This window comes from Orenia metallireducens, assembly GCF_001693735.1.
Lineage (GTDB): Bacteria > Bacillota > Halanaerobiia > Halobacteroidales > Halobacteroidaceae > Orenia > Orenia metallireducens.
Genome location: NZ_LWDV01000008.1, coordinates 408,797 through 430,393, shown reverse-complemented (window position 1 = coordinate 430,393; position 21,597 = coordinate 408,797). Strand labels below are relative to the sequence as shown.

Below are 21,597 nucleotides of genomic sequence, written 5' to 3'. Positions count from 1 at the left end.
AATAATCAATAAGATTAAATATTATAATATGCTATACATGCTATTTATAACTTAAAATTTAATAGATTAAATCAGTGATATAACATTAAATTAAAAATATAGAATAAATTTCTTTGATGAATTAAAATTAATCCAAATTAAACAAGTTTTTTAAAGTCAGTGGCTATTTAGCCATATATACCAACTAAATATTCTTTTAACACATGAAAATATTGAATATTTTATTTTTTAAATAAGCTTAAGCAAAGTATCTTTAAACTTAGCTTCTTTCTTAATTACCTTTAAAATTAAAAATAGAATTAAAGCACTATAAATCTGGATTAAGACAGCTATTTCTTTTGTACCATTTTTATTGGTATTTTTTACTCTAACTAATCTCATTTCATGTTTCATTTTAGTTTTTAAAGTATAGTCACCTAACATAACGTCTGCATCTAATAAAATATTAACTTCTTTATCTCTAGAAGTTAAATCAATTGATCTAATAAATTCAATCTTAGTATTAGATCTTGTTCTTGTTATAAAGTAAATATCATTCTCTATAAAGTCATCGAATTTTTGATAATGAATATAAGCTCTATCAAAAAGATAAGTAACACTAGGACTTAAAGTCAAATTATCAAATATCTCTTTGTCATGAATAATTGCATTGGTGATAATAACATTTTCAGGAGTTTGAACATTTAAATCATATACAGTATGAAGTTTAATTCCGCCTTTGCTACTTCTAAATTTAGCCCATGAAAATAATGATAAACCCAAACTTACAGTCGAAGAATCAATAATTTTTACTGAGCCGATATCTTTTAAAGCTTTTCTTAACCCTTTACTAGCTTTAAGTTTATTAAATAAATGCTGAAAAATTTCAACAAATATTTAATAATTTCTGCTTTCTTTTTTTCGAAATAATTGAGATTTACTTATCTTTGGCAAGACTTTATTTAGATTTTTATTGTTTGCTAATTCAAAAAAGTCTTCTAAGCTATCTTTTTCTGTAAGGTTGTAATATGACAAGTATAGCAAATGTATTTTAGTTGTTAGCTTGTGTACTTTATAGTCTGAATTATATTTATTGGCTAGATCTCTGAAGAAATCCTTATCGATAATATCTAGAAATTTGTTTAAAAGTAAGGTGCAATTATTCATAAATTGATTCTCCTTTGATTTTATGGATTTTTGTACTGGGCGGTACTCATCTATTTAATCAAAGGAGTTTTCTTTTTGCAATATATTTTTTGTATAATTATTTAGATGCAACGCTAGTGTAATTACTATATAAACATAAGAATCTACTTTATTAAGTTTATCTCCTTTTACTTATACAGTAGATTCTTATATACTTATTAAATTATTTATCTTTATAAATACACTATGATCTAGTAGTCAGCACTTCATTTATAAATAACAGTCTTTTAAACTCTCCTCTAGAGTTACTATTGATAATTCTGAATTCACTAGCTTAGCTTTATAATTACAAATAATAGTATTTCATTGAACAACATATGTCGAAGGATTGTGTAGAGAACTTATAGAGGTCTATACCACTATTACAAAAATATACATATTATATTATGTACTTTAATATAACTGTACACAAAATAATATTATTATAAGAAAATATCATAAATTTATAACAAAAATATAGATTTTACTCTTGAGTATATCTTAGTTTTATGTTTGATACACTCTCTTAGATAATCCTATTATAATATAAATATAACATTTATTCAAGGATTATTTTAAAATGTTTTTTATTACCAACTATATTTAAGTATATAACTTTAAAAATAGCTTACCAAATAGATAACTTAAAAACATTATATTCTCCAACCTATATAAATAAAACTCCCATTAAATAATGGGAGTCAATAATAAAAATTATAACTTAAGCATCAGTTTTTACAAGATCCATTAGCTTTTCACTATGCTGTAAAGTTTCAGCTAGTTGATGCTCAGCTAATTCATAAGGCTTGTACCACTCCTTATTAATCGCTAATGCAGTTAAAGATGAATGTCCACCTAATATCTGATTTAAACTACTAGAATAGATAGCTCTAAGTTCAGGAGTAGTAGCTCCTAAAATAGCACCTAGGTATGCTCCTGCTGCACCCTTAGATTCTACAAGCATATTGCTAACTATCATAGGGTCATTAAGCTGTTTTGTATCTTCTCCCCCTAATAATGATGTTATCATAGATGGCATATTAATGAGCCTCCTCTTCATTTAGTATATTGTTTTCATAAATAAATTGTTGTAACCCTTTAATCCGACCTTCAGCAGCTAAAATCCCTGATTCAGATTCTTTTTTAAGGTCCTCATCAGTAATCATCATGTGTGCAGCTTTAGCTTTTAATAGTCCGTTTGTTTCCATCTGAAGTAATCCTTGTAATGTGATTACTTCATTTTCAGTTAATGGTCTCAATTTTATACCCCCTTTATATAAATTCAAATCATTTATATTATTGTTTAAATCAACTTAAAATATACTACTTAAGAATCAAAAAAGCCAGAACTCCTAAGAACTCCGACTCAATTCAATATTATTAAATTTAAAATAATATTATATAAACATATTACTAATTTTGGTCATATTGTATGTAAGTGATAATAATTTCATATACAAGTATAATTGTATAATTATGACTTAAACCCAATTAGAAAGCGATTATATTTATCCAAACTTTGTACAACCTTCCACGCTCCAATAGCAGTACACTCTAAAGGATTATCAACTAAATATGCAGGGACTCCTAAACGATTAGATAAAGTTTTATCTAGCCCTCTCAACAAAGAACCCCCTCCAGTCATGACAATACCTTTATCCATAATATCACCACATAATTCAGCTGGAGTTTGGTCTAATACTACTTTTACAGCACTTACTATTTGATTTACAGTACTTGCTAAAGCTCCTTGAAGCTCTTCACAATTTATTTCAATAGTTTTAGGTAAGCCAGTCATAGCATCACGTCCACAGATATCAACCCTAGTATCAGCTTGAATTTCAGAGTAATTAGTGAAAAAAGCAGACCCAAAATTAATTTTTATCTCTTCAGCCTTATTTTCTCCAAGTAGTATATTATAATTATTCTTCATATGATGAATAATTGCTTCCGTCATCTCATCACCAGCAACCCTTATAGAGTTACTTACTACAATTCCTTCTAAAGAGATTATTGCTATATCTGTTGTTCCACCACCAATATCGACAATCATATTGCCTGCAGGATTACTAACAGGCATATCAGCACCGATTGCAGCAGCCATAGATTCCTCTATTAAGTATACCTCCCCTGCTTTTGCCTGTAAAGCAACATCAATTACTGATTTCTTCTCTACTGATGTTACTCCAGATGGAATACAGATTACTGTTCTTGGTTTAAATAATCTCTTTCTTTTGCACGCCTTAGAAATAAAATGACTTAACATAACTGCTGTCATTTCAAAATCCCAAATAACTCCATCTTTCATTGGACGAATAGCTAAAATATTTCCTGAGGTCCTACCTATCATTTTCTTAGCCTCTTCACCAACAGCTAAAATTTCTTGTCTATTATTATTATTTCTAACAGCTACAACTGAAGGCTCTCTTATTAACATACCATTCTTTTTAGTATAGACTAATGTATTAGCCGTTCCTAAATCTATAGCTAAATCCTTTTTAAATAAATTTAACACCTTATCTAGGCCTCCTTTGATAAAAATATTTTAATAGGTAGATTATAATAGACAACCGAAAATTATTCACAATAAATATATCTACTTCTTCTATCCAACATACAACAAATCCTTTAATTTCATCTATTAAATTCGACAAAAAATAACTTTTATTGAGCTTATTATCGAAATTATTTTTCCACTTAATGAAAAATAATTTATCATCCTTTCTCAAATCTAATTAATGAATATAAATCAAACTAGCAAAAATATTTAAAATAATCTACTATTTTAATATATAATTCTTTAAAATCTTTTATATAGTAGTCTCAGTTGTATAAATAACTTAGAAAAATTTAAAATATCTTCTATATTTAAAAGCTAGAACTCCTAAGAACTCTAGCTTAACCAAAACTATTAAACTGTTTAAAAGCTCATTATATCAACATCTTCTTCCTGCTTATTCTTATTTTCAATAGTTACTGCTAACTTGATAGGCAGACAGAGAATCATTTGATATGGCTCACTAATCCATCCCATCTCAGCATGAATTGGTAAGGGTGATATATCCTGACTTAAGCGCTCTAATTTTACCTTACCATCCTTCATTCTTAACGTCCCTTGATACTCTTTACCTTCTATCTTAAAGGAGAAATTTATCCTCTCCAATTTCTGACTATGCTCTAAATTATAACGATAAAGCTCTTTATTATCTAAAGTTATGACTACATCCTTCTCACCAGCAGACTTAGAGATAAGAACTGGAGTCAATCCTAACATCGAAATACTTATTATTAAAATCAAAATAATCAATACCTTATCAGCAATAGTCATTATTTTATTCAATTCCCTTAATCCCAATGTTTTAAGCATAAAAACCACCATTCTATTTTTAGTTGATAGCTGACAGCTAAATTCAAGATCACTTAAAATATTATACTTTAAAACAACTAAACCTTCAATATGGACTCATATCCAAGTCTAAAGTGAAATTTAATTAATATATAGTATTAGTGACTGTCATACAACTTCACCTTGATTTAAATTTCATTCTAAAGTTGGATGACTATATGTCACTATAATTTATAAAAAGTAATTTTAGAAATTAACTCTATTAATAATTATTTAAAAATTCCAAAATTTTATTATGAATAATCTTCTTATCTCCATTAATAGTACAAACATGACCACCTTCATTAAGCCATAATATCTCCTTATCTTGACTTGATACACCTTGATAGATAATCTCTGCACTAATCGGTTTGACCGTTTCATCATCCCTAGATTGGATAATCAAGATTGGTGCACTAACCTTAAATAGATTATCTTTAGCCATCTTCATCAACTTTAAAAGACTAGGTACTGTTGCTAGAGGAGTTGAGTTATAATAAACATCATACTCATCTTCTACACTCTGTATCAGTCCTTGCTTATCACCCTTAAAACGTTTAAAATATCTTAGTACTGGAGTAAAATATGCAAGTTTATCAAATATTTTCATTGGTGATGCAATAGAGATAACCCTATCTAGCTTATACTCTTCAGCCAAAATCAAAGACAATAATCCTCCCATTGATAAGCCCACCACATAAACCTTATCATAATCTTGAGCTAAACCTTCATATTCCTTTCGAGCTGAATTGAGCCAATCCTCCCAATCAGACTCCTCCATCTTATCCTCAGAACTACCATGCCCAGGCAATAAAATTCCACTAATGGTATATCCACCCTCTCGATGCAAAAACTCACCTAAGTACCTCATCTGACCAGGTGAACCTTTAAAACCATGTATCAATAAACATGCTTTATTACTACCTTCAAAAAAGAAAGGTTTGGCATATTTGGGTATCTGTTTCATTTTATAACACTCCTTTTAAAAGGGGTTGGTATTTTAGTGACAAGTAACCTAATGAGTAGAAACATTTTCTTGTCACTTATTACTGTCTGAATATCTATCTATTATATAAATTCTTCCATCATCAAAATAATTCATTATGCTCACTAAATACAATTACCTTATTATCAACCTCAATATCTGAATTTACAGATATATAATTATTAAAAAATGCCAGAACAATAATAATTATAAAAAGAATTACTGTAAAGATTCTACCTCTCTCCATTATATTCCTCCTTGCTTTAAATCCTAGTCCTTATAATTACTATATTAAAGAGTCAATTTAATGTTCTTAAAGTATTTGTATTTAGGTTTAAAACCTTAGAATCTGCTTCTACCCCACTTATTCTCTCTAACCAAGGTCCATCAGGAACTTGACTAATATCAACAAACTTCCAATTGACGATAATTTTTCCTTTAGCTAATCCATCACTATCTAAGTATTCCATTGTTGCTGGTGAAATATCCAGACCTGCTTTATTTGTGAAGCGATATCCTTGAGAGCTCCAGCCCATATCTATTCCCATCTCAGCATAAGGTCTCTGATTTGTAGTGCTAAAGACATAATGAGGATCATAATAATTCCATGGACCTACATCCTCCCATTGGGCATAAGCAGTCTTATTAGTCAAAGGATGATAAATCTCAATCCAACGATTTTTAACATCACTTACCCCATAATAATCCTTTTTAATCAACTCACCATCTACATAATAATAAAAATCACGATAAGGTAAGGCAAAATAATAAGGATTTTCATCCTTTAAATAATTACCCCAAGTAGCCTTTAATGGCTCGCCACTACTACTATAGGCATTAAAATAGCTTGTAATAATATCAGTATGCCAATTACCTACATAAGTTGGACTATCTTCAGTATCCACCTTCAAGATAAACTTACCATCTATAATCAATTTAAATTCAAAGTAGACTACAGGACTGATATCCCCCTCCAATCTGATATCTATAAAGGAGAAGCTTTGACTACCACTTGATAAGCTCAGCTCCTGATTAAGTACTCCACTCCCATCATTTCCATTTCTAATAGTAAGTAAGATTTTAATATTATCTCCTATCATCTCTTGGGTTAAAAATTCACCAGATAGACTAAAGTTTTCTCCCAAAGTTATTAACTTAGGATAATTAATAAGTTGAATTTGAGGATTCTGAGAAATATCCATTTCAGAACAGCCTACCAACATTATTAGAAATATTATAAGAATAAACTCTATTTTAAATATCCTCCCCATATCTTCCTCCTACAGATATTAGTCAACTACTCTTATAACAAAATTCTACTTTCACTTATTAATTTCCTCTTTTTTAGCAAATTAGCATGTTGTAAAAGTCATCCAACTTTAATAACAGTGATTGGTGCTAAGTAACGAGTAGAAACCTTTTTTATCACTGCTGATTCATTATTATCTTAATATCCTTAACCCTATATTAGAATTATGTTTTAGAGCCACAAACTTATAAATAAAAGGTTTACATCAGAACCAAATAGCTCTAATGTAAACCTTTTATAGTATTACCTCTACCTTTTGCTTGCTTATTATTTATTAATTCTATCTTTTTAATTGTACATTTTCAACTGTATACTCTTCTTTAATGCTCTCCTATCTCTCCAGCCTTGGTAATAGCATACTTCGTAGCTAATGGTCCAAAGACCTCTGTTAAAGCTGCTGTAAATAGAAGTGTATTAAACACTAATAATCCAACATTATCTGTTAAAGGTATATTATTAAATACTGATAAGTTACTTTCTCCACCGATAAAGTGTTTTTGTACAGTATAGGCTAAGGCAATTGCTACTCCACTCTGTGGTAATAATCCTAGACCAACATACTTCTTAATCTTTTCAGGAGCATCAGATAGATGAGCTCCTAAAGAGGCTCCACCTATCTTACCAATCACACGAGCAATGGTATAGACAAATGCCAAGATTAAGAAACCAGCAGATGCTATACTGTCTAATCTAATCTCTGTTCCTGCCAAAATAAAGAATAGTGCATATAATGGAACAGTTAAAGTCTCCATATACTCAGCAATACCTAGGTTCTTTCTAGCAAAGTTACGATAAGCAAATCCAATGAACATATTTGTAATCAATGGTGATAGATGTAAGAAAATTGAAATAGCCGATCCACCAATAATTGTACTTACCAAAGTCAGTATCTTCTTCGTCTTATCATCTATATTACTGATGAACTTCTGGGATAGGTAACCTATCAAAAGTCCTGCCAATATAGAACCACCTATTTCAATAGCTGGTGCAAATAATGCATGGAATATTGAAATATCCCCTTGCCCTAAATATAGTCCTAAAGCTAAAGGCTCTACTAGACTGAAGATAATTAAAGCAATCGCATCATCTATACCAACAATAGCTAATATCATCGAAGTCAATAGCCCTTCTGCATTATACTCCTTTAATACCATAACTGTTGCTGCTGGAGCTGTTGCCGAAGCTATCGCCCCTAATACTAAAGAAAGATATAAAGTCTTTGTTATAGCAAAAGTAGCCAGAGCAACTATAATAAAAGCCCCAGTTGCTTCTAAAATAGCAATATAAATAATCTTCTTCCCTAAGCTCTTTAAGATTTTAACTGAGAGCTCACTCCCAATGGTAAAAGCTATAAAAGCCAAAGCAAAGGTAGCTATATAATCAAAACTTTCTGTAGTAAAAGCATACCATTCCTTTGCTTCTTCTGAAAGAAAAGGCAACCACTCAATTATATTGACACTTAGAGCAATACCTAAAAATACATATCCCACCACAATAGGTACATGAAATCTTTTAGCTAGAAGAACTACCAACAGTGACATGAATATCAAAAAACCTATAATATAGATTACCTTATCACTTGCCTGATGAACCAAGAACCATTCCCGCATTATCTGTAGTTTATGAACCAACTCTATATCTAAATGCATACTGTCACCTCAAATAAAAAGATTTAGTATCTTATGATAATCATCTTATAAACTTATCACCCTAATATTACTTCTGCTATTATAAGATATTAATTATGAACTTCACCTGCTTTAGTAATAGCATACTTAGTTGCTAATGGTCCAACAACCTCAGTAATAGCTGTAGTAAATAATAGAATATTAAAGACCAATGTTCCTACTTCAGGTAATTCTACAAAATCTCGTTGTACTGTATAAGCTAAAGCCACTGCTACTCCAATCTGAGATAATAATCCCATACCTATATACTTCTTAATTTCAGGGTCTGCTTTAGCCAAAATAGCACCTAAAGAGGCACCTCCAACCTTACCAATAACCCTTGATAGAGTATAGACTAAGGCTATAATCACAAAGCCTCCCTTAGTTATCTGCATAATTTGAATTTTAGTACCTGCTAAGATAAAGAACATAGCATAAAGAGGAATAGTCATAGTCTCCATATCCTCAGCAACCCCAGGATTCTTCTTAGCAAAGTTTCTATAAGCAAAGCCTACACACATATTGGTAATCAGAGGAGAAAGGTGTAAAGCTACTGCTGTGGCAGAAGCACCTATTACTGTAGCCACCAAAGTCAAAACCTTCTTCGTCTTGTCCTCTAATTTAACAATAAACTTGACAGATATATAGCCTAGCAACACTCCAAATCCGATTGCTCCTACTATCTCTAGTAATGGTTCAAAAAAGGCATTCATAATCGATAATTCACCAGATCCCGATGCCTTAATTAATGAAATAGGCTCAGCAAAACTAAAGATAGCAAGAGCTACCGCATCATCAATCCCTATTACAGCTAATAAAGTAGAGGTCAAATTTCCCTCTGCATTATACTCTTTAAGCACCATAACAGTTGCTGCTGGTGCAGTAGCAGAAGCAATTGACCCCAAAATCAAAGCTAGATAAAAAGGTTGTCCAAAGGCCAACATAGCTCCTGTAACCAATAAGAATGCACCTACAGCCTCAAAGACAACAATTAAAGCAATCTTCTTTCCTAAGCTCTTTAAAATTCTAATTGATAGTTCACTTCCAATAGTAAAAGCGATAAAGGCCAAGGCCAAATCGGCCACATAATCAAAGCTTTCAACACTATAACCATACCACTCTTTTATCTCATCAGGTAAAAAAGGAAGCTGTTCAATGATACTTACACTGAACAGTATCCCCAAGAAGACATAACCAACTACTATAGGTACTCTATATCTTTTAGTCAATAGTACTACAAATAAAGCAAATACAATTAACAAGCCAACTATATATAGTTCTTTGTTACTTGCTTGATTAAGCAATAACCATTGCTTCAATTCATGTAACGTTTCAACTGATTTTAGATTCATTGTTGATCTTCCCCTACCTCTAATAGATAATAAAGTAGATCTGCTCTAGAAATATAACCTCTTAATTTGTTATCATCATTTACAACATAGAGATAAGATTCCTTATTATCTAACATGATATCTGCTATATTATCCATCTTATCATTCTCTTTAACAGCAGTTGTATTAGTTGACATATACTCTTTCACCTTTCTATCTTTAATTTCAGCTAAATTCTCTGCAGCTTGGTTGACTTGGTATAATAAACGATGGCTTTCTAGAAAACCATATTGCTCAGGAATTATATTCTTTAATAGATTTCTACTATAGATAGTTCCCAAAAATTTATTCTCATCATCAACGACTGGCAAAACTGACATCTCTATCTTATGCATCACTCTAATAACATCTTCAATACTATCCTCTTCACAAACAGAGTTCATAGTTCTCATCATATACTTTCTTACAGTGCTCATTAAACTACACCTCCAGCTTATTAATCATAATATTATCGCTCTTCTCCTTAATCATAGCTCGATCTGCTAAGAAGATATCCTTACTTTCAGCAATAGCTAAGGCTGCTGCTCCAGCATATTTATTAGCTTCTATGAAGTCAAAACCATACTGATAAACATAATCAAAGAAGGCAGCATTATAGGCTTCCCCTGCTCCTAACCAATTTCTTAAACAGAAATCTCGAGGTGTTAGCTTATACACGTCACCATTTTTATCAAATAATAAACGAGAGCAATGAAATGGCATCATTACATATTCGGCACCCTCTTCTTGCAACTTTCTACCTGCCCATATGTAATCCTCATCATCGACTATCTCCTTATCCAATATCTTATTAGTGTGCTTAAAATAAGGTACAACAACTTTAGGCTTCTCTACTAATGCTCTATTTAAGACCTCACCACTGGCATGTAAGTAGACAGCTTTACCTGCTTCATGGCAAATTTGAATCAATCTTTGATAGATGCTGAAGTTAACTCCTTCAGGAATTGATCCTGAAATCATGATAAAATCACTATCCACGATTCCACGCCTAAAACGTTTAATTAAATTTTCAACATCATCTGGCTCAACCTTATAACTATAGTCATTATAATGGGTATAAGTTACTGGTTCTCTAGAAATAATAAATATATTATTTCTAATCTCACTTTCAGTAAAGATATAATTTGTTGTAATTCCATACTCTTGTACCATTTTTTCAAAAAATAATCCTTGTCTACCACCAACAAAACCAATATTCTGTACATCAGAATACCCTAATTTCCTTAAGTTGATGGCGCTTAAAAGCCCTTTTCCCCCAGGAGATACCTTTATATCCCTTTCAGTATAAAGATACTGATGAGACTTTGGCTTATTCTCCTTTACAAAGTATTCCCGGTCTATTGCCGGATTTAATGTTACTGTAGTAATCATCTTTCTACCCCCCAACATGAATTAATATTGCTTAATATATTTTTATTATATTATACTCCTTTAATGACACTTTTTAAAGCTATTGAGAGAATAAATTGAGTTTAACTAATAATAAATTATATATTTTAGAGCTAATCAAAGTAAAATTTATTATTCTTTGTTTATAAAATATAAAATAGTATCAGAACTTGATACTATTTTATATTAATTACATATATGCATTGTAATGTATGGATTTTATCACATGTTAATCTATTTGTCTAATTTTAAATTTTTTCACTAAAGATTTCCTCTAAAACTCCAATCACTTTGTCTACATCTTCAATAGTAATAACTAATGGAGGTAAAAATCTTAGGACATTTTTACCAGCAGTCAATACTAAAATTCCATTGTCTATAACTTTATTTACAATATCCTTAGCCTCTATCTCCAATTCTAGACCTAAGATCAGTCCCATACCTCTTAAATCTTTGATAAAGTCATACTTCTCCTTTAAATCTGATAATCTATTATAAAAATAACTCCCAACATCTTTAACATTATCTAAAATTTTATTATTTAAAATAATGTTCAAAGTAGTATAAGCTGCTTGGCAAGCTAAAGGATTACCACCAAAGGTTGAACCATGGTCACCAGGCTTAAAGGCTTGAGCAACTTCATCCTTAGCCAAAAATGCTCCAATTGGAACACCATTACCTAAAGCCTTAGCTAAGGTCAAAATATCTGGCTCTACCCCATACTCTTCATAAGCAAAGAGGCTTCCTGTTCTTCCGATACCAGTCTGAATCTCATCAAAGATTAATAAGATTCCTTCTTGATTACAAAGCTCTCTTAATCCTTGCATATACTCTTGAGTAGCTGGATTGACACCACCTTCCCCTTGAATTGGTTCTACCATTACTGCAGCAGTATTATCAGTGATAGCATCTCTAATAGCCTCTAAATCATTATAAGGTACATGCTTGAATCCAGTTGGAATAGGTGCATAAGGCTTTTGATACTTACTCTGACCTGTAGCAGCCAATGTAACCAGTGTTCTACCATGGAAAGAGTTTAGGGCAGTGATAATTTCATACTTCTCCTCACCCTTCTCCTTAAAGTACTTCTTAGCTAACTTAATAGCACCCTCATTGGCCTCTGCACCACTATTACTATAAAATACCTTATCAGCATAAGAGTTTTCTATTAATAACCTAGATAACTTAGCTTGGACATCATAATAATAAAGGTTAGAAGCATGGATTAAATTTGTAACTTGCTTTTTTAAAGCCTCACTAAACTCTGGATAGTTATATCCTAAAGCATTTACAGCAATCCCTGCTGTAAAATCCAAGTACTTCTTACCTTCATTATCATATAAGTATACCCCTTCTCCCTTCTCCAATACTATTGGAAAACGCGGACCAAAGACATTCATAAAATAATCCTGATCAGCTTGAATAATCTCTTGCTTATTCATTCTCTACTCCTCCTTTTTAAGTACAGTGACAGGTGACAAGTAATGAGTAACGATAAGAATTGTTACTTGTCACTAGTTACTCGTTACTATTATTCTAATCTATCATAGTCCCAATTCCACGCTCTGTAAAGATTTCTAATAATAGAGCATGGTCGATTCGTCCATCTAAGATATGGGTTCTCTTAACACCCTTATTTAAAGCTTTAATACAAGAATCTACCTTTGGAATCATTCCACCAACTATCTTTCCATCTTTAATCATCTGTTGGGCTTCTGCAACCTTCAACCGGGAGATTAAAGAGCTCTTATCCTCTGGATTATCTAAGATACCCTCTACATTTGTCAATAAGATTAGCTTCTCTGCTCCTAAGGCTGCTGCTAACTCCCCTGCTACTAAATCGGCATTGATATTATAGCTCATTCCCACTTCATCTACTCCTACTGGTGCTACTATTGGCAAATAACCATTATCAATCATAGTTATTAATATCTCAGGATTGATCTTTTTAATCTCACCTACATGCCCTAAGTCGAAGCCATCCTCTAACTCATACTTTTTAGCCTGAATTAAATTGTTATCCTTACCTGATAATCCTACAGCTTTATTTCCTGCTAAGTTAGCTAAAGAGACTATCTGGCTATTGACCTTGCCTAATAAGGCCTGTTCTACAACCTCCATAATCTCCTTATTAGTAACTCGCAATCCTTGATAAAAGTCACTTTGTAAATTTAATTTCTTCAAATTCTCACTAATAACTGGTCCACCACCATGAACGATAACTGGGTTGACTCCTACATACTTCAATAAAGTAATATCCTCTAAAACAGAGACCATCAGATCTTGATTGATCATGGCATTGCCACCATATTTAATGACTACAGTCTTATTAGAATACTCCTTCATATATGGTAAAGCCTCTATTAAAATATCTGCTTTCTTAATTAACTCTTCCACTAAATTGCCTCCTTTTTTTAATTCAGTAACAGGTAATAAGTAATTAGCAAAAGATTCAGTAATTACTTGTCACTCGTTACTATTAAGTATGGTACTCAGCATTAATCTCTACATACTTATAAGAGAGGTCACAGGTCCAGACCTTATCACTATACTCTCCAAGGTTTAAATCAACCTCTATCTTAATCTCATCATCATTTAACAGATTTGCTTTTATGTCTGTAGAATGTTGAATTACTTTTTGATTTTGCTCTAATAATATCAAATCATTAACTTTTATCTCTACTTTACTTAAATCAATTTCTACCCCAGAGGCTCCAATAGCCATAATTATTCTACCCCAATTAGGGTCTTGACCGAACATAGCCGTCTTAACCAACTGAGAGTTAGCAATCTGTTTAGCTACTTTAGTAGCCTTTGCAAGAGATTGGGCACCTTTAACCTCTACTTCAATAAACTTGGTAGCACCCTCTCCATCACGAACAATTTGATGAGCTAAATAGGTACAGACATATTTTAAAGCCTCCAAGAAAAGATTATAGTCTTCACCTTTATTAGTAATAGTATCATTTCCAGCATTTCCATTAGCTAAAACAGTCACCATATCATTGGTACTTTGATCACCATCTACAGTAATTCTATTAAAACTCTGATTTATTGCTTCTACTAAAGCTTCCTGTAGTAATTGATTATCAATTGCTATATCTGTAGTCAAAAAACCTAACATTGTTGCCATATTTGGCTCAATCATCCCTGAACCCTTAGCAATTCCACCTAACTTGACTATCTTATCCCCCAATTCAAACTCTATTGCCAACTCTTTAGCATATGTATCTGTAGTCATAATAGCCTCTGCTGCTGCTTGACCACCAGATTCACTTAATTCTGCTACAGCCTTTTCAATTCCAATTTTGATTTTATCCATTGCTAAAAACTCACCGATAATCCCTGTTGAAGCAACTAAAACCTTATCATTCTCTAAGCCTAGCTTTTCAGCAGTGAAGCTAATCATCTCTTGAGAGTCCTGATAACCCCTCTCTCCTGTACAAGCATTAGCATTACCACTATTAATAATTATCCCCTGAGCTAAACCATCTTGAATATTCTGTTTATTTAAAAGAACACAGCTAGCAGCACATTGATTAGTAGTAAATACCCCAGCAACCTTGGCAGGAGTTTCACTATAGATTAAAGCAGTATCCTTCTTACCACTCTTTTTAATCCCACCAGTAACTCCACTTGCTAAAAAACCTTGAGGTGCAGTAACTCCCCCACTTATCTCTTTATATAAATTAGCCATAATCTCTCCTCCTTTACTTCTCAATTGATATATATTTGTGAATTTAAAATGAAAATTATAAGTATGTTTAGAATATTTTTTAAATTAATAGGTTCAAAAGTGAGAAAAATTATTGTTTGAACGGAGCAAATATTCTCAAAAAATAATATTATTATAGAAATCTTTAAATTAGAACTCCTGAATTCATTAATCTCAATCAATATTGGTTGCGTAGTGAATGGTCTCTGCCACGAAGAGTCTTGCTCTAGGTTTACCACGAAGGGTTTGGTTTTTAAACCCGTAGGTAGACTCGTAGGTTAATTTTTCTCTAGAATTACAAACTTATAATTAATACCTTTTATCCTTAGTTATACATTATTAGCTATAAATTATAAATATAGCCCTACATTATCTAAGCCTAAGGTTTCATCCCAACCTGCCAAGATATTTAAGTTCTGTACAGCTTGCCCAGCAGCTCCTTTAAGTAGGTTATCTATAGTAGAGATTACTATTAAACGCTTAATCCTCTCATCTACTGTCAATCCAATATCACAGTAGTTTGAACCAGCCACATGTTTAATCTCTGGTAACTTTCCTTCATCCATAACTCTTACAAACTTCTCATCTTTATAATAATCATTATAAAGGTTTAGTACAAATTTAGTATCTATGCCTTCTGTTAAATTGGCATATACTGTGGCTAAAATCCCTCTATTTATTGGTAGAAGGTGTGGCGTAAAAGATAGGCTAATATCTTTTTTAGCCAATATTCCTAATTTCTCCTCTATCTCTGATGTATGGCGATGATTTGCTACCTTATAAGCTTTAAAATTATTATTCACCTCACAGAAATGAGTTCCTAAAGAAACCCCTCTTCCTGCACCACTTGTTCCAGATTTAGCATCGATAATAATATTATCTAAATTAATTAATCCCTTATCTACCAAAGGTGCCAATGCCAAAATAGAGGCTGTTGGATAACAACCAGGGTTGGCTACCAAGCTACTACCTTCAATCTCTACTCGATTCAACTCAGGTAGACCATAAGCTGCATCTTTGAATAACTCAGGGCTATTATGAGTTTTATACCAGCTTTCATAGGTCTCTAGATTATCATAACGGTAATCCCCACTTAAATCTATTACCTTTAAACCTTTAGTAAGCAACTGAGGCACAACCTCCATTGATACTCCATGAGGTAAAGCAGTAAAGACAATTTCTGAGTTTTCTGCTAGTTTATCAATATCTAAATTTTCACATTTGATATCTACCTCTTCTCTTAAACTTGGATATATATCTGAGATAACTTCTCCAGCAAAACTCCGGGAAGTCAATATCTCTAAATCTACCTTTGGGTGTTTATTAAGTAATCTGACCAATTCCAATCCTGTATATCCTGTAGAACCGATTATACTTACCTTCATTCTCTACTCCTCCTTGAATATAATTATACTTATTTTGTTTATAATTATACATGCTATAGTATAAAAATACAAATGTTTTTCTATTAAAATTTCAAAGATTTTATCTACAAACAAAGTTAGTAATTTACATAGTTGCTTTTATTTGTTTAAAACCCCTTTTTATATATAAATTTAATTTATAATGTTAAGGGGAAAGGAGGGATAACCTTGGATTATAGTAGCAAGAACCTAAAAGAAGAGTTAGAAGATTTTCGTCAAAAACTACAGGTATTGTCTAGTAAATCGGAAAGATTAACAGCCAAAGAATTAATTAAGCTAAGTCAAAAACTAGACAGATTAATTATGAAGTTTTACAATAAAAACTCATAATTAAAGAGGAGCAGGAATCTTCCTGCTCCTTAATCAACTACACACTATACACTGAGGTAAAAAGTGTCGCATTATCACTAATTTTCTTCTACATCAAGAAATAAATATATTAATCAATAAATAATTTAACTCCAAAGAATATTGTTGCCCCACCTATTGCTAAGCCAAATATCCAACTAGGCAATGTTTTAAGAACTATTATTCCCCCAATTAAACATAGAAACATCCCTGCCCCACCTTTAATCTGTACCTTATTATTTAGATAGAATCTCTTTAATTTATACATTTATAATCTCCCCCTCAATAAATGAGTAGTATTAATTATTGTTCTTTAAGAAATTAATCTTTTAATTATACATTGATCATTGTAAATTAACTTAATTTCTATATATCAACCTATTAGCAGAATATCTTCAAAAATAAGCTATTAACAAACACTGCTTTTCAATAAAGATATAGTCATTATATGTCATTAGATATAAGAATGTGAGAAAGATTATAAAAGATAATCAACTATACAATCAGAAGAAAATAAGCGAATTAGTAAGATATTTTAAAATAAATAGCTATAATTATCAATTTGAAGCTTGACCTATATAGAAACATAAGTTATAATTCTAATTGTGCCATAGGGGAGTAGCTCAATTGGTAGAGCACCGGACTCCAAATCCGGGTGCTGTGGGTTCAAGTCCTATCTCCCCTGCCACTATGCTGGTGTAGCTCAACTGGTAGAGCAGCTGACTTGTAATCAGCAGGTTGCGGGTTCAAGTCCCATCACCAGCTCCATCTAAAATTAAAAAATGTAAGGAAAATTTCGATGTCAAATCATTAAGATCGTCATATTTCAACTTCATAATTGCCTAAAAATTAATTTGCCGAGGTGGCGGAATAGGCAGACGCACCGGACTTAAAATCCGGTGGGATTTAACTCCCGTGTCGGTTCGAGTCCGACCCTCGGTACCACTTTATAATTGAAAATTTAAAAAATTAACAATAACTGAGCCGAAGCTCAGCTTTTTTATTTTTTATATAATTAACCTTTGATAAATTAGATATTTATAGTTACATTAAAAAAGACGCAGAAAATTCTGCGTCTTTTTTGTCTTTTTTAATGTATAAATTTACTAGCATATCTATCTAGCTCTTTATCTAAATCATCCTTGTCATTCTCTATTAATAATTCTAAAATATCACTACCAAAGCTCTTATCTACCCCATCTCTAACTATCAAGTCTAAACCTCCAATTACACTTTCAAAGAGATTAATCTTCTTATCTAACAGATTAATTATCTTCTCTTCAATTGTATTTTGGGTAGAGAGATTATAGATTAAAACATCCTTCTCTTGACCTAAGCGATGTACCCTACCTATTCTCTGCTCTACCTTCATTGGATTCCAAGGTAAATCATAATTAATGATAGTATTACAAAATTGTAAGTTAATACCTTGACCACCTGCCTCAGTACTGATTAAGACATCACCATTTTTCATAAATTGGCGTTTAGCCCATTCCTTCTGATTATCCCGCAATTTTCCACTAAATACAACAGGCTGATAACCTTTTTGATAAAGATGATAGCAGATATACTGTTGTGTTGCCCGATATTCAGTAAATATAATTGCCTTTCCATCAGTATCCTCTAAAATTTTCTCAACCATCTTCATCTTCTGATTCTCAGTAATTGAGATAGCTAATTCATACAACTCACATAATCTCTCCTTAATACCCTCATAGCTTTCTGATTTACACATCTTCTCTAAAGTTTTAGAGACCGCAAAGGAGCTACTACAGACCTCGCGCTGTAAAGTTAAGAGATGGAAGATACTCTTATTGGCACTGATACACTTCTTATACTCGGTCTTCACCAAATCCGTAATACCATCATAAAGTTCTTGCTCCTTCTCAGTTAGACTTAGAGGGATCAACTTAACCTTCCTATCGGTATAATATAAATCTATCTCTTCTCTTTGATTACGTATCATTACCTTAGATAAATCAGCCTGCAAATCATCTAAATTCTGGGCTGAATGCTTGTCCTTAACATAATTATCTTTAAAATCAGAGTAATTTCCAAATAAATCAGGCTTCAATAAAGCTACTAGGTTATATAGTTCTTTTAAATCATTTTGAATAGGAGTAGCTGTCAATAACAATAGATATTTGGAAGGAATCTTCTCAACAAACTTCCAATTTTGAGTCTTAGAGTTCTTCAAACGATGTGCCTCATCAACGATTACCATGTCAAAGCCCCGTTCATAAATATGATCACAATGGGGCTTTCGTTTAGCTTTATCAAGGGAAGAAATTATTACATCAAAATAATGCCATCCTTTACCTTTACGATTATTGAAACAATCAATTTGAAACTTATGGGTTAGCTCTTGCCACCATTGAAAGCCTAAAGAAGCAGGAGTTAAGACCAAACAGGTCTTTACATCACCTCTAACCATATACTCCTTTAATATCATCCCCGCCTCAATAGTCTTACCTAAACCAACCTCATCAGCTAAAATAGCTCTACCATTCATCTGATCAATCACCTTATTCACAGTCTCTATCTGATGGGGAAATAATCCCATCTCTCGCTCCTGCCAATAATCATCTAGTATATCTAAAGCCATTAAATTATCAGTATCTATTTGATTTGTTGCCATTTATCTCACCTCATATAAGTGCTATATATTCTGTATCATTTATTAGTTTAACCGAAGTAAATTAGTATAATTAAGATAATTTTATGAAAGGTAGGCTAATACTATTAAAATTTATAGTTTTTATCTTAATATCTGTTTATGAGTATATTGTGACACTTTCAGACCTCATCCCCCAGCCCCTTCTCCTATCCTTAGGAGAAGGGGAGCAAATCAAAAATAAATAACTGGTTCCCTCTTCTCAGAGGAGCAGAGGGTTAGGGTGAGGTGTGAGGTTTTGAACTTAACTTTTTACTGTACACCTTACACTGTAAACTCACACGAAAGTGTCGTATTATCTCTCTATTGAATCAACCACATTACTAAAATAACATATATCCAAAATAAAAATGTACCTTATAAGGTACATTTTTAAGATCACTCTTCTCTTTTCCATTCTCCTCCATCACTATCTAAAGTAAACCTCATCTTTCCTACATCTTCTTCACCATCGAGAATTTTATTGATGATACCATTTAAATTGTTCAAGGCTTTCTTTAACTCTTGTGGGGCATCACTCTCTAATTCTGCTATAATCTCTATCCCTTCATAAATAAAATTAAATTCAAAGCCTGGCATCCTTTTGTTCTCATCCTCAGAGATAAATATCTTCTTTAAATTATTCCAAACCTCTTTGCCTATCTCCTTTAGAAACCCACTAGTTATAGTACCTAAAATAAAACTGATAGTTGTCGGTAATATATCTATTTTCTCAATAAATTGAGCACTATTCTTATTATACCTATTATCCCATTCTATTAATTTATCATAAATCAATTTGGATAGATCAACCTTCTCTATATCAGTATCAACCTCTATCTCTATCAGATTCTCTTTAATTTAACTCACCCACTTTGCTTTTAGGTTAATAGCACTAGTGTTAGATAATATTAACACCAATCATCCCTCCAAAAGCAGAGATTAAGAACCCAATTATAACTCGCAAAAACAGGCTAAAAGAAAAAACAACTGGATTCCAAAGGCTACCTAGAAGGACTATTACCAACATATATGTCAATCCTACTAAACCTCCGTTAACCCATCCCTTTCCACCTGCAGAATAAGCTGCAACAATCCCCCCTATAAAGATAGCCAAATAATTTACTATAAATAAAATCCTACTAGCAGATTGATTAGCAACATTTGATAAACTAATAATCACCCCCAACACTAAACTACCTATTAACAATAAAATTAAACTGACTACCAATCCAAATAAAATACTACTTACTTTAATAACAGCACCTTCATTTTCAGATTGTGTCATAATAATCTCCTCCATAAGCCTTTTACTTTAAAATATTCATTTTAAAGCAATAAATATTACTACAAATTCCATTTTTTCAGCCTTTCTATCTCAGAATCTGCTGTTAAAGAGAATTTAACAGGAGTAATAGAGACCAAACCATCTTTAACTGTTGACACATCAGTATCAGCAGAGTTTCCTTCTTCTACCGCTTCTCCTGCTAACCAGTAGTATCTCTCTCCTCTAGGATCTATCCTCTGTTCAAAGGTATTTTTGTAACTTCTATTACCAAGCTTCGTAATTCTATATCTCCCATTACAATTTACTGGTACATTAACATTTAAGATAACATCATCAGAAACTTCTTCTTTTTGATACTTTTTAAGCAACCTAGAGATGAATTCTGCTGCATAAGAAAAATCCCATTTCTCATCAGTTACTAATGAGACTGCAATTGCTGGTATTCCCAATAGCAGTCCTTCTACAGCTGCTGAAACAGTCCCAGAATAGAGAACATCATAACCCATATTTGGACCAGCATTGATACCTGATATCACTAAATCAGGCTTTTCATCCAATAAAGACTCTATAGCAATTTTAACACAATCAGCAGGGGTTCCATCTATGGCTATACATTTTGATTTTATGTTAGCAAAGGTCATCTCCTTAGCTCTTAAAGGATGATGAATAGTTATAGCATGACCTGTTGCACTTCTCTCCCTATCTGGAGCTACAACAACTACCTCATGATTTTGTTCGAGCTCTTGGCATAATCTTTGAATACCTGGTGCAAAAATACCATCATCATTTGTCAATAATATTCTCATCTTATCTCCTCCTATATGAGTGTGAGTATTTAGACAGCTACTTTTTATTGTAAATTTTTCACATTTCTAATGA

The 21,597-nt window shown here is 32.1% G+C and carries 23 protein-coding genes and 3 tRNA genes; 4 read left to right on the top strand and 22 right to left on the bottom strand.

Annotated features, from left to right (window positions below):
* Window positions 1-228: 228 nt before the first annotated feature.
* The 17 genes from U472_RS06945 to argC all read right to left on the bottom strand — a co-directional run bounded on the left by U472_RS06945 (window position 229) and on the right by argC (window position 16,390).
* Window positions 229-783 (bottom strand): transposase, encoded by a 555-nt coding sequence (locus U472_RS06945; RefSeq protein WP_281201082.1) that lies wholly within the window; start codon window positions 781-783, stop codon window positions 229-231.
* Between the two features lie 93 nt (window positions 784-876).
* Window positions 877-1,146, bottom strand: coding sequence for a DUF4372 domain-containing protein (locus U472_RS16530; RefSeq protein ID WP_141677953.1), 270 nt, complete (start codon window positions 1,144-1,146; stop codon window positions 877-879).
* A 739-nt stretch (window positions 1,147-1,885) separates the two neighbouring features.
* Window positions 1,886-2,203 carry a spore coat protein gene (locus tag U472_RS06940; protein ID WP_068716842.1) on the bottom strand — a complete coding sequence of 106 codons (318 nt, stop codon included), beginning with the start codon at window positions 2,201-2,203 and terminating at the stop codon, window positions 1,886-1,888.
* A gap of 1 nt (window position 2,204) precedes the next feature.
* Complete coding sequence (locus U472_RS06935; protein WP_068716840.1) at window positions 2,205-2,423, bottom strand: hypothetical protein; 219 nt, start codon at window positions 2,421-2,423, stop codon at window positions 2,205-2,207.
* A gap of 215 nt (window positions 2,424-2,638) precedes the next feature.
* The gene (gene mreB / locus U472_RS06930; RefSeq protein ID WP_141677952.1) at window positions 2,639-3,679 is read right to left on the bottom strand and encodes a rod shape-determining protein; all 1,041 of its coding nucleotides are present in this window, start codon (window positions 3,677-3,679) and stop codon (window positions 2,639-2,641) included.
* A 405-nt stretch (window positions 3,680-4,084) separates the two neighbouring features.
* A complete protein-coding gene (locus U472_RS06925) occupies window positions 4,085-4,531 on the bottom strand; it encodes a NusG domain II-containing protein (RefSeq protein WP_068716836.1) in 447 nt (148 codons plus the stop codon).
* Between the two features lie 241 nt (window positions 4,532-4,772).
* Window positions 4,773-5,516: an alpha/beta hydrolase gene (locus U472_RS06920; protein ID WP_068716835.1), complete on the bottom strand. Its 744-nt coding sequence runs from the start codon at window positions 5,514-5,516 to the stop codon at window positions 4,773-4,775.
* A gap of 121 nt (window positions 5,517-5,637) precedes the next feature.
* Window positions 5,638-5,781, bottom strand: a complete 144-nt coding sequence (locus tag U472_RS16750; RefSeq protein ID WP_176714116.1) for a hypothetical protein — start codon at window positions 5,779-5,781, stop codon at window positions 5,638-5,640.
* A gap of 52 nt (window positions 5,782-5,833) precedes the next feature.
* Entirely contained in the window at window positions 5,834-6,805 is a 972-nt protein-coding gene (locus tag U472_RS06915; RefSeq protein WP_068716832.1) for a hypothetical protein, read from the bottom strand.
* A gap of 358 nt (window positions 6,806-7,163) precedes the next feature.
* The gene (locus U472_RS06910; RefSeq protein ID WP_068716830.1) at window positions 7,164-8,492 is read right to left on the bottom strand and encodes a cation:proton antiporter; all 1,329 of its coding nucleotides are present in this window, start codon (window positions 8,490-8,492) and stop codon (window positions 7,164-7,166) included.
* 89 nt (window positions 8,493-8,581) lie between these two features.
* Complete coding sequence (locus U472_RS06905) at window positions 8,582-9,862, bottom strand: cation:proton antiporter (RefSeq protein WP_068716828.1); 1,281 nt, start codon at window positions 9,860-9,862, stop codon at window positions 8,582-8,584.
* The gene (locus tag U472_RS06900) at window positions 9,859-10,317 is read right to left on the bottom strand and encodes a CBS domain-containing protein (protein ID WP_068716826.1); all 459 of its coding nucleotides are present in this window, start codon (window positions 10,315-10,317) and stop codon (window positions 9,859-9,861) included. Before U472_RS06900 ends, U472_RS06905 begins: the two co-directional genes overlap by 4 nt.
* A 4-nt stretch (window positions 10,318-10,321) precedes the next feature.
* Entirely contained in the window at window positions 10,322-11,272 is a 951-nt protein-coding gene (locus tag U472_RS06895; protein ID WP_068716824.1) for a 1-phosphofructokinase family hexose kinase, read from the bottom strand.
* Between the two features lie 266 nt (window positions 11,273-11,538).
* Window positions 11,539-12,732: an aspartate aminotransferase family protein gene (locus tag U472_RS06890; RefSeq protein ID WP_068716822.1), complete on the bottom strand. Its 1,194-nt coding sequence runs from the start codon at window positions 12,730-12,732 to the stop codon at window positions 11,539-11,541.
* Window positions 12,733-12,826: 94 nt separating this feature from the next.
* Complete coding sequence (gene argB, locus U472_RS06885) at window positions 12,827-13,687, bottom strand: acetylglutamate kinase (RefSeq protein ID WP_068716821.1); 861 nt, start codon at window positions 13,685-13,687, stop codon at window positions 12,827-12,829.
* Window positions 13,688-13,769: 82 nt separating this feature from the next.
* The gene (gene argJ, locus U472_RS06880) at window positions 13,770-14,987 is read right to left on the bottom strand and encodes a bifunctional glutamate N-acetyltransferase/amino-acid acetyltransferase ArgJ (RefSeq protein WP_068716819.1); all 1,218 of its coding nucleotides are present in this window, start codon (window positions 14,985-14,987) and stop codon (window positions 13,770-13,772) included.
* 368 nt (window positions 14,988-15,355) lie between these two features.
* On the bottom strand, window positions 15,356-16,390 hold the full coding sequence (gene argC, locus U472_RS06875; protein ID WP_068716817.1) for an N-acetyl-gamma-glutamyl-phosphate reductase: 1,035 nt from the start codon (window positions 16,388-16,390) through the stop codon (window positions 15,356-15,358).
* A gap of 207 nt (window positions 16,391-16,597) precedes the next feature.
* Between argC and U472_RS16195 the strand changes: the two genes are divergently transcribed.
* On the top strand, window positions 16,598-16,759 hold the full coding sequence (locus U472_RS16195) for an aspartyl-phosphate phosphatase Spo0E family protein (RefSeq protein WP_176714115.1): 162 nt from the start codon (window positions 16,598-16,600) through the stop codon (window positions 16,757-16,759).
* 109 nt (window positions 16,760-16,868) lie between these two features.
* Here U472_RS16195 and U472_RS16745 read toward each other — a convergent pair whose 3' ends face one another.
* Window positions 16,869-17,045: a hypothetical protein gene (locus U472_RS16745; RefSeq protein WP_176714114.1), complete on the bottom strand. Its 177-nt coding sequence runs from the start codon at window positions 17,043-17,045 to the stop codon at window positions 16,869-16,871.
* A 344-nt stretch (window positions 17,046-17,389) separates the two neighbouring features.
* On the opposite strand from U472_RS16745, the gene U472_RS06870 reads away from it, so the two are divergent.
* From U472_RS06870 to U472_RS06860, 3 genes are all read left to right on the top strand, one after another.
* A tRNA-Trp gene (locus U472_RS06870) sits at window positions 17,390-17,465 on the top strand.
* Window positions 17,466-17,469: 4 nt separating this feature from the next.
* Window positions 17,470-17,545, top strand: a tRNA-Thr gene (locus U472_RS06865).
* Between the two features lie 88 nt (window positions 17,546-17,633).
* Window positions 17,634-17,722 (top strand) — tRNA-Leu (locus U472_RS06860).
* A gap of 145 nt (window positions 17,723-17,867) precedes the next feature.
* On the opposite strand, the gene U472_RS06855 is transcribed toward U472_RS06860, so the two are convergent.
* The 4 genes from U472_RS06855 to surE all read right to left on the bottom strand — a co-directional run bounded on the left by U472_RS06855 (window position 17,868) and on the right by surE (window position 21,524).
* Window positions 17,868-19,415 carry a DEAD/DEAH box helicase gene (locus tag U472_RS06855; RefSeq protein ID WP_068716815.1) on the bottom strand — a complete coding sequence of 516 codons (1,548 nt, stop codon included), beginning with the start codon at window positions 19,413-19,415 and terminating at the stop codon, window positions 17,868-17,870.
* 414 nt (window positions 19,416-19,829) lie between these two features.
* Window positions 19,830-20,228: a hypothetical protein gene (locus tag U472_RS06850; RefSeq protein WP_068716814.1), complete on the bottom strand. Its 399-nt coding sequence runs from the start codon at window positions 20,226-20,228 to the stop codon at window positions 19,830-19,832.
* Window positions 20,229-20,331: 103 nt separating this feature from the next.
* Window positions 20,332-20,718, bottom strand: coding sequence for a TIGR04086 family membrane protein (locus tag U472_RS06845; RefSeq protein ID WP_068716812.1), 387 nt, complete (start codon window positions 20,716-20,718; stop codon window positions 20,332-20,334).
* Between the two features lie 59 nt (window positions 20,719-20,777).
* The gene (gene surE, locus U472_RS06840; RefSeq protein ID WP_068716810.1) at window positions 20,778-21,524 is read right to left on the bottom strand and encodes a 5'/3'-nucleotidase SurE; all 747 of its coding nucleotides are present in this window, start codon (window positions 21,522-21,524) and stop codon (window positions 20,778-20,780) included.
* Between the last annotated feature and the right edge of the window lie 73 nt (window positions 21,525-21,597).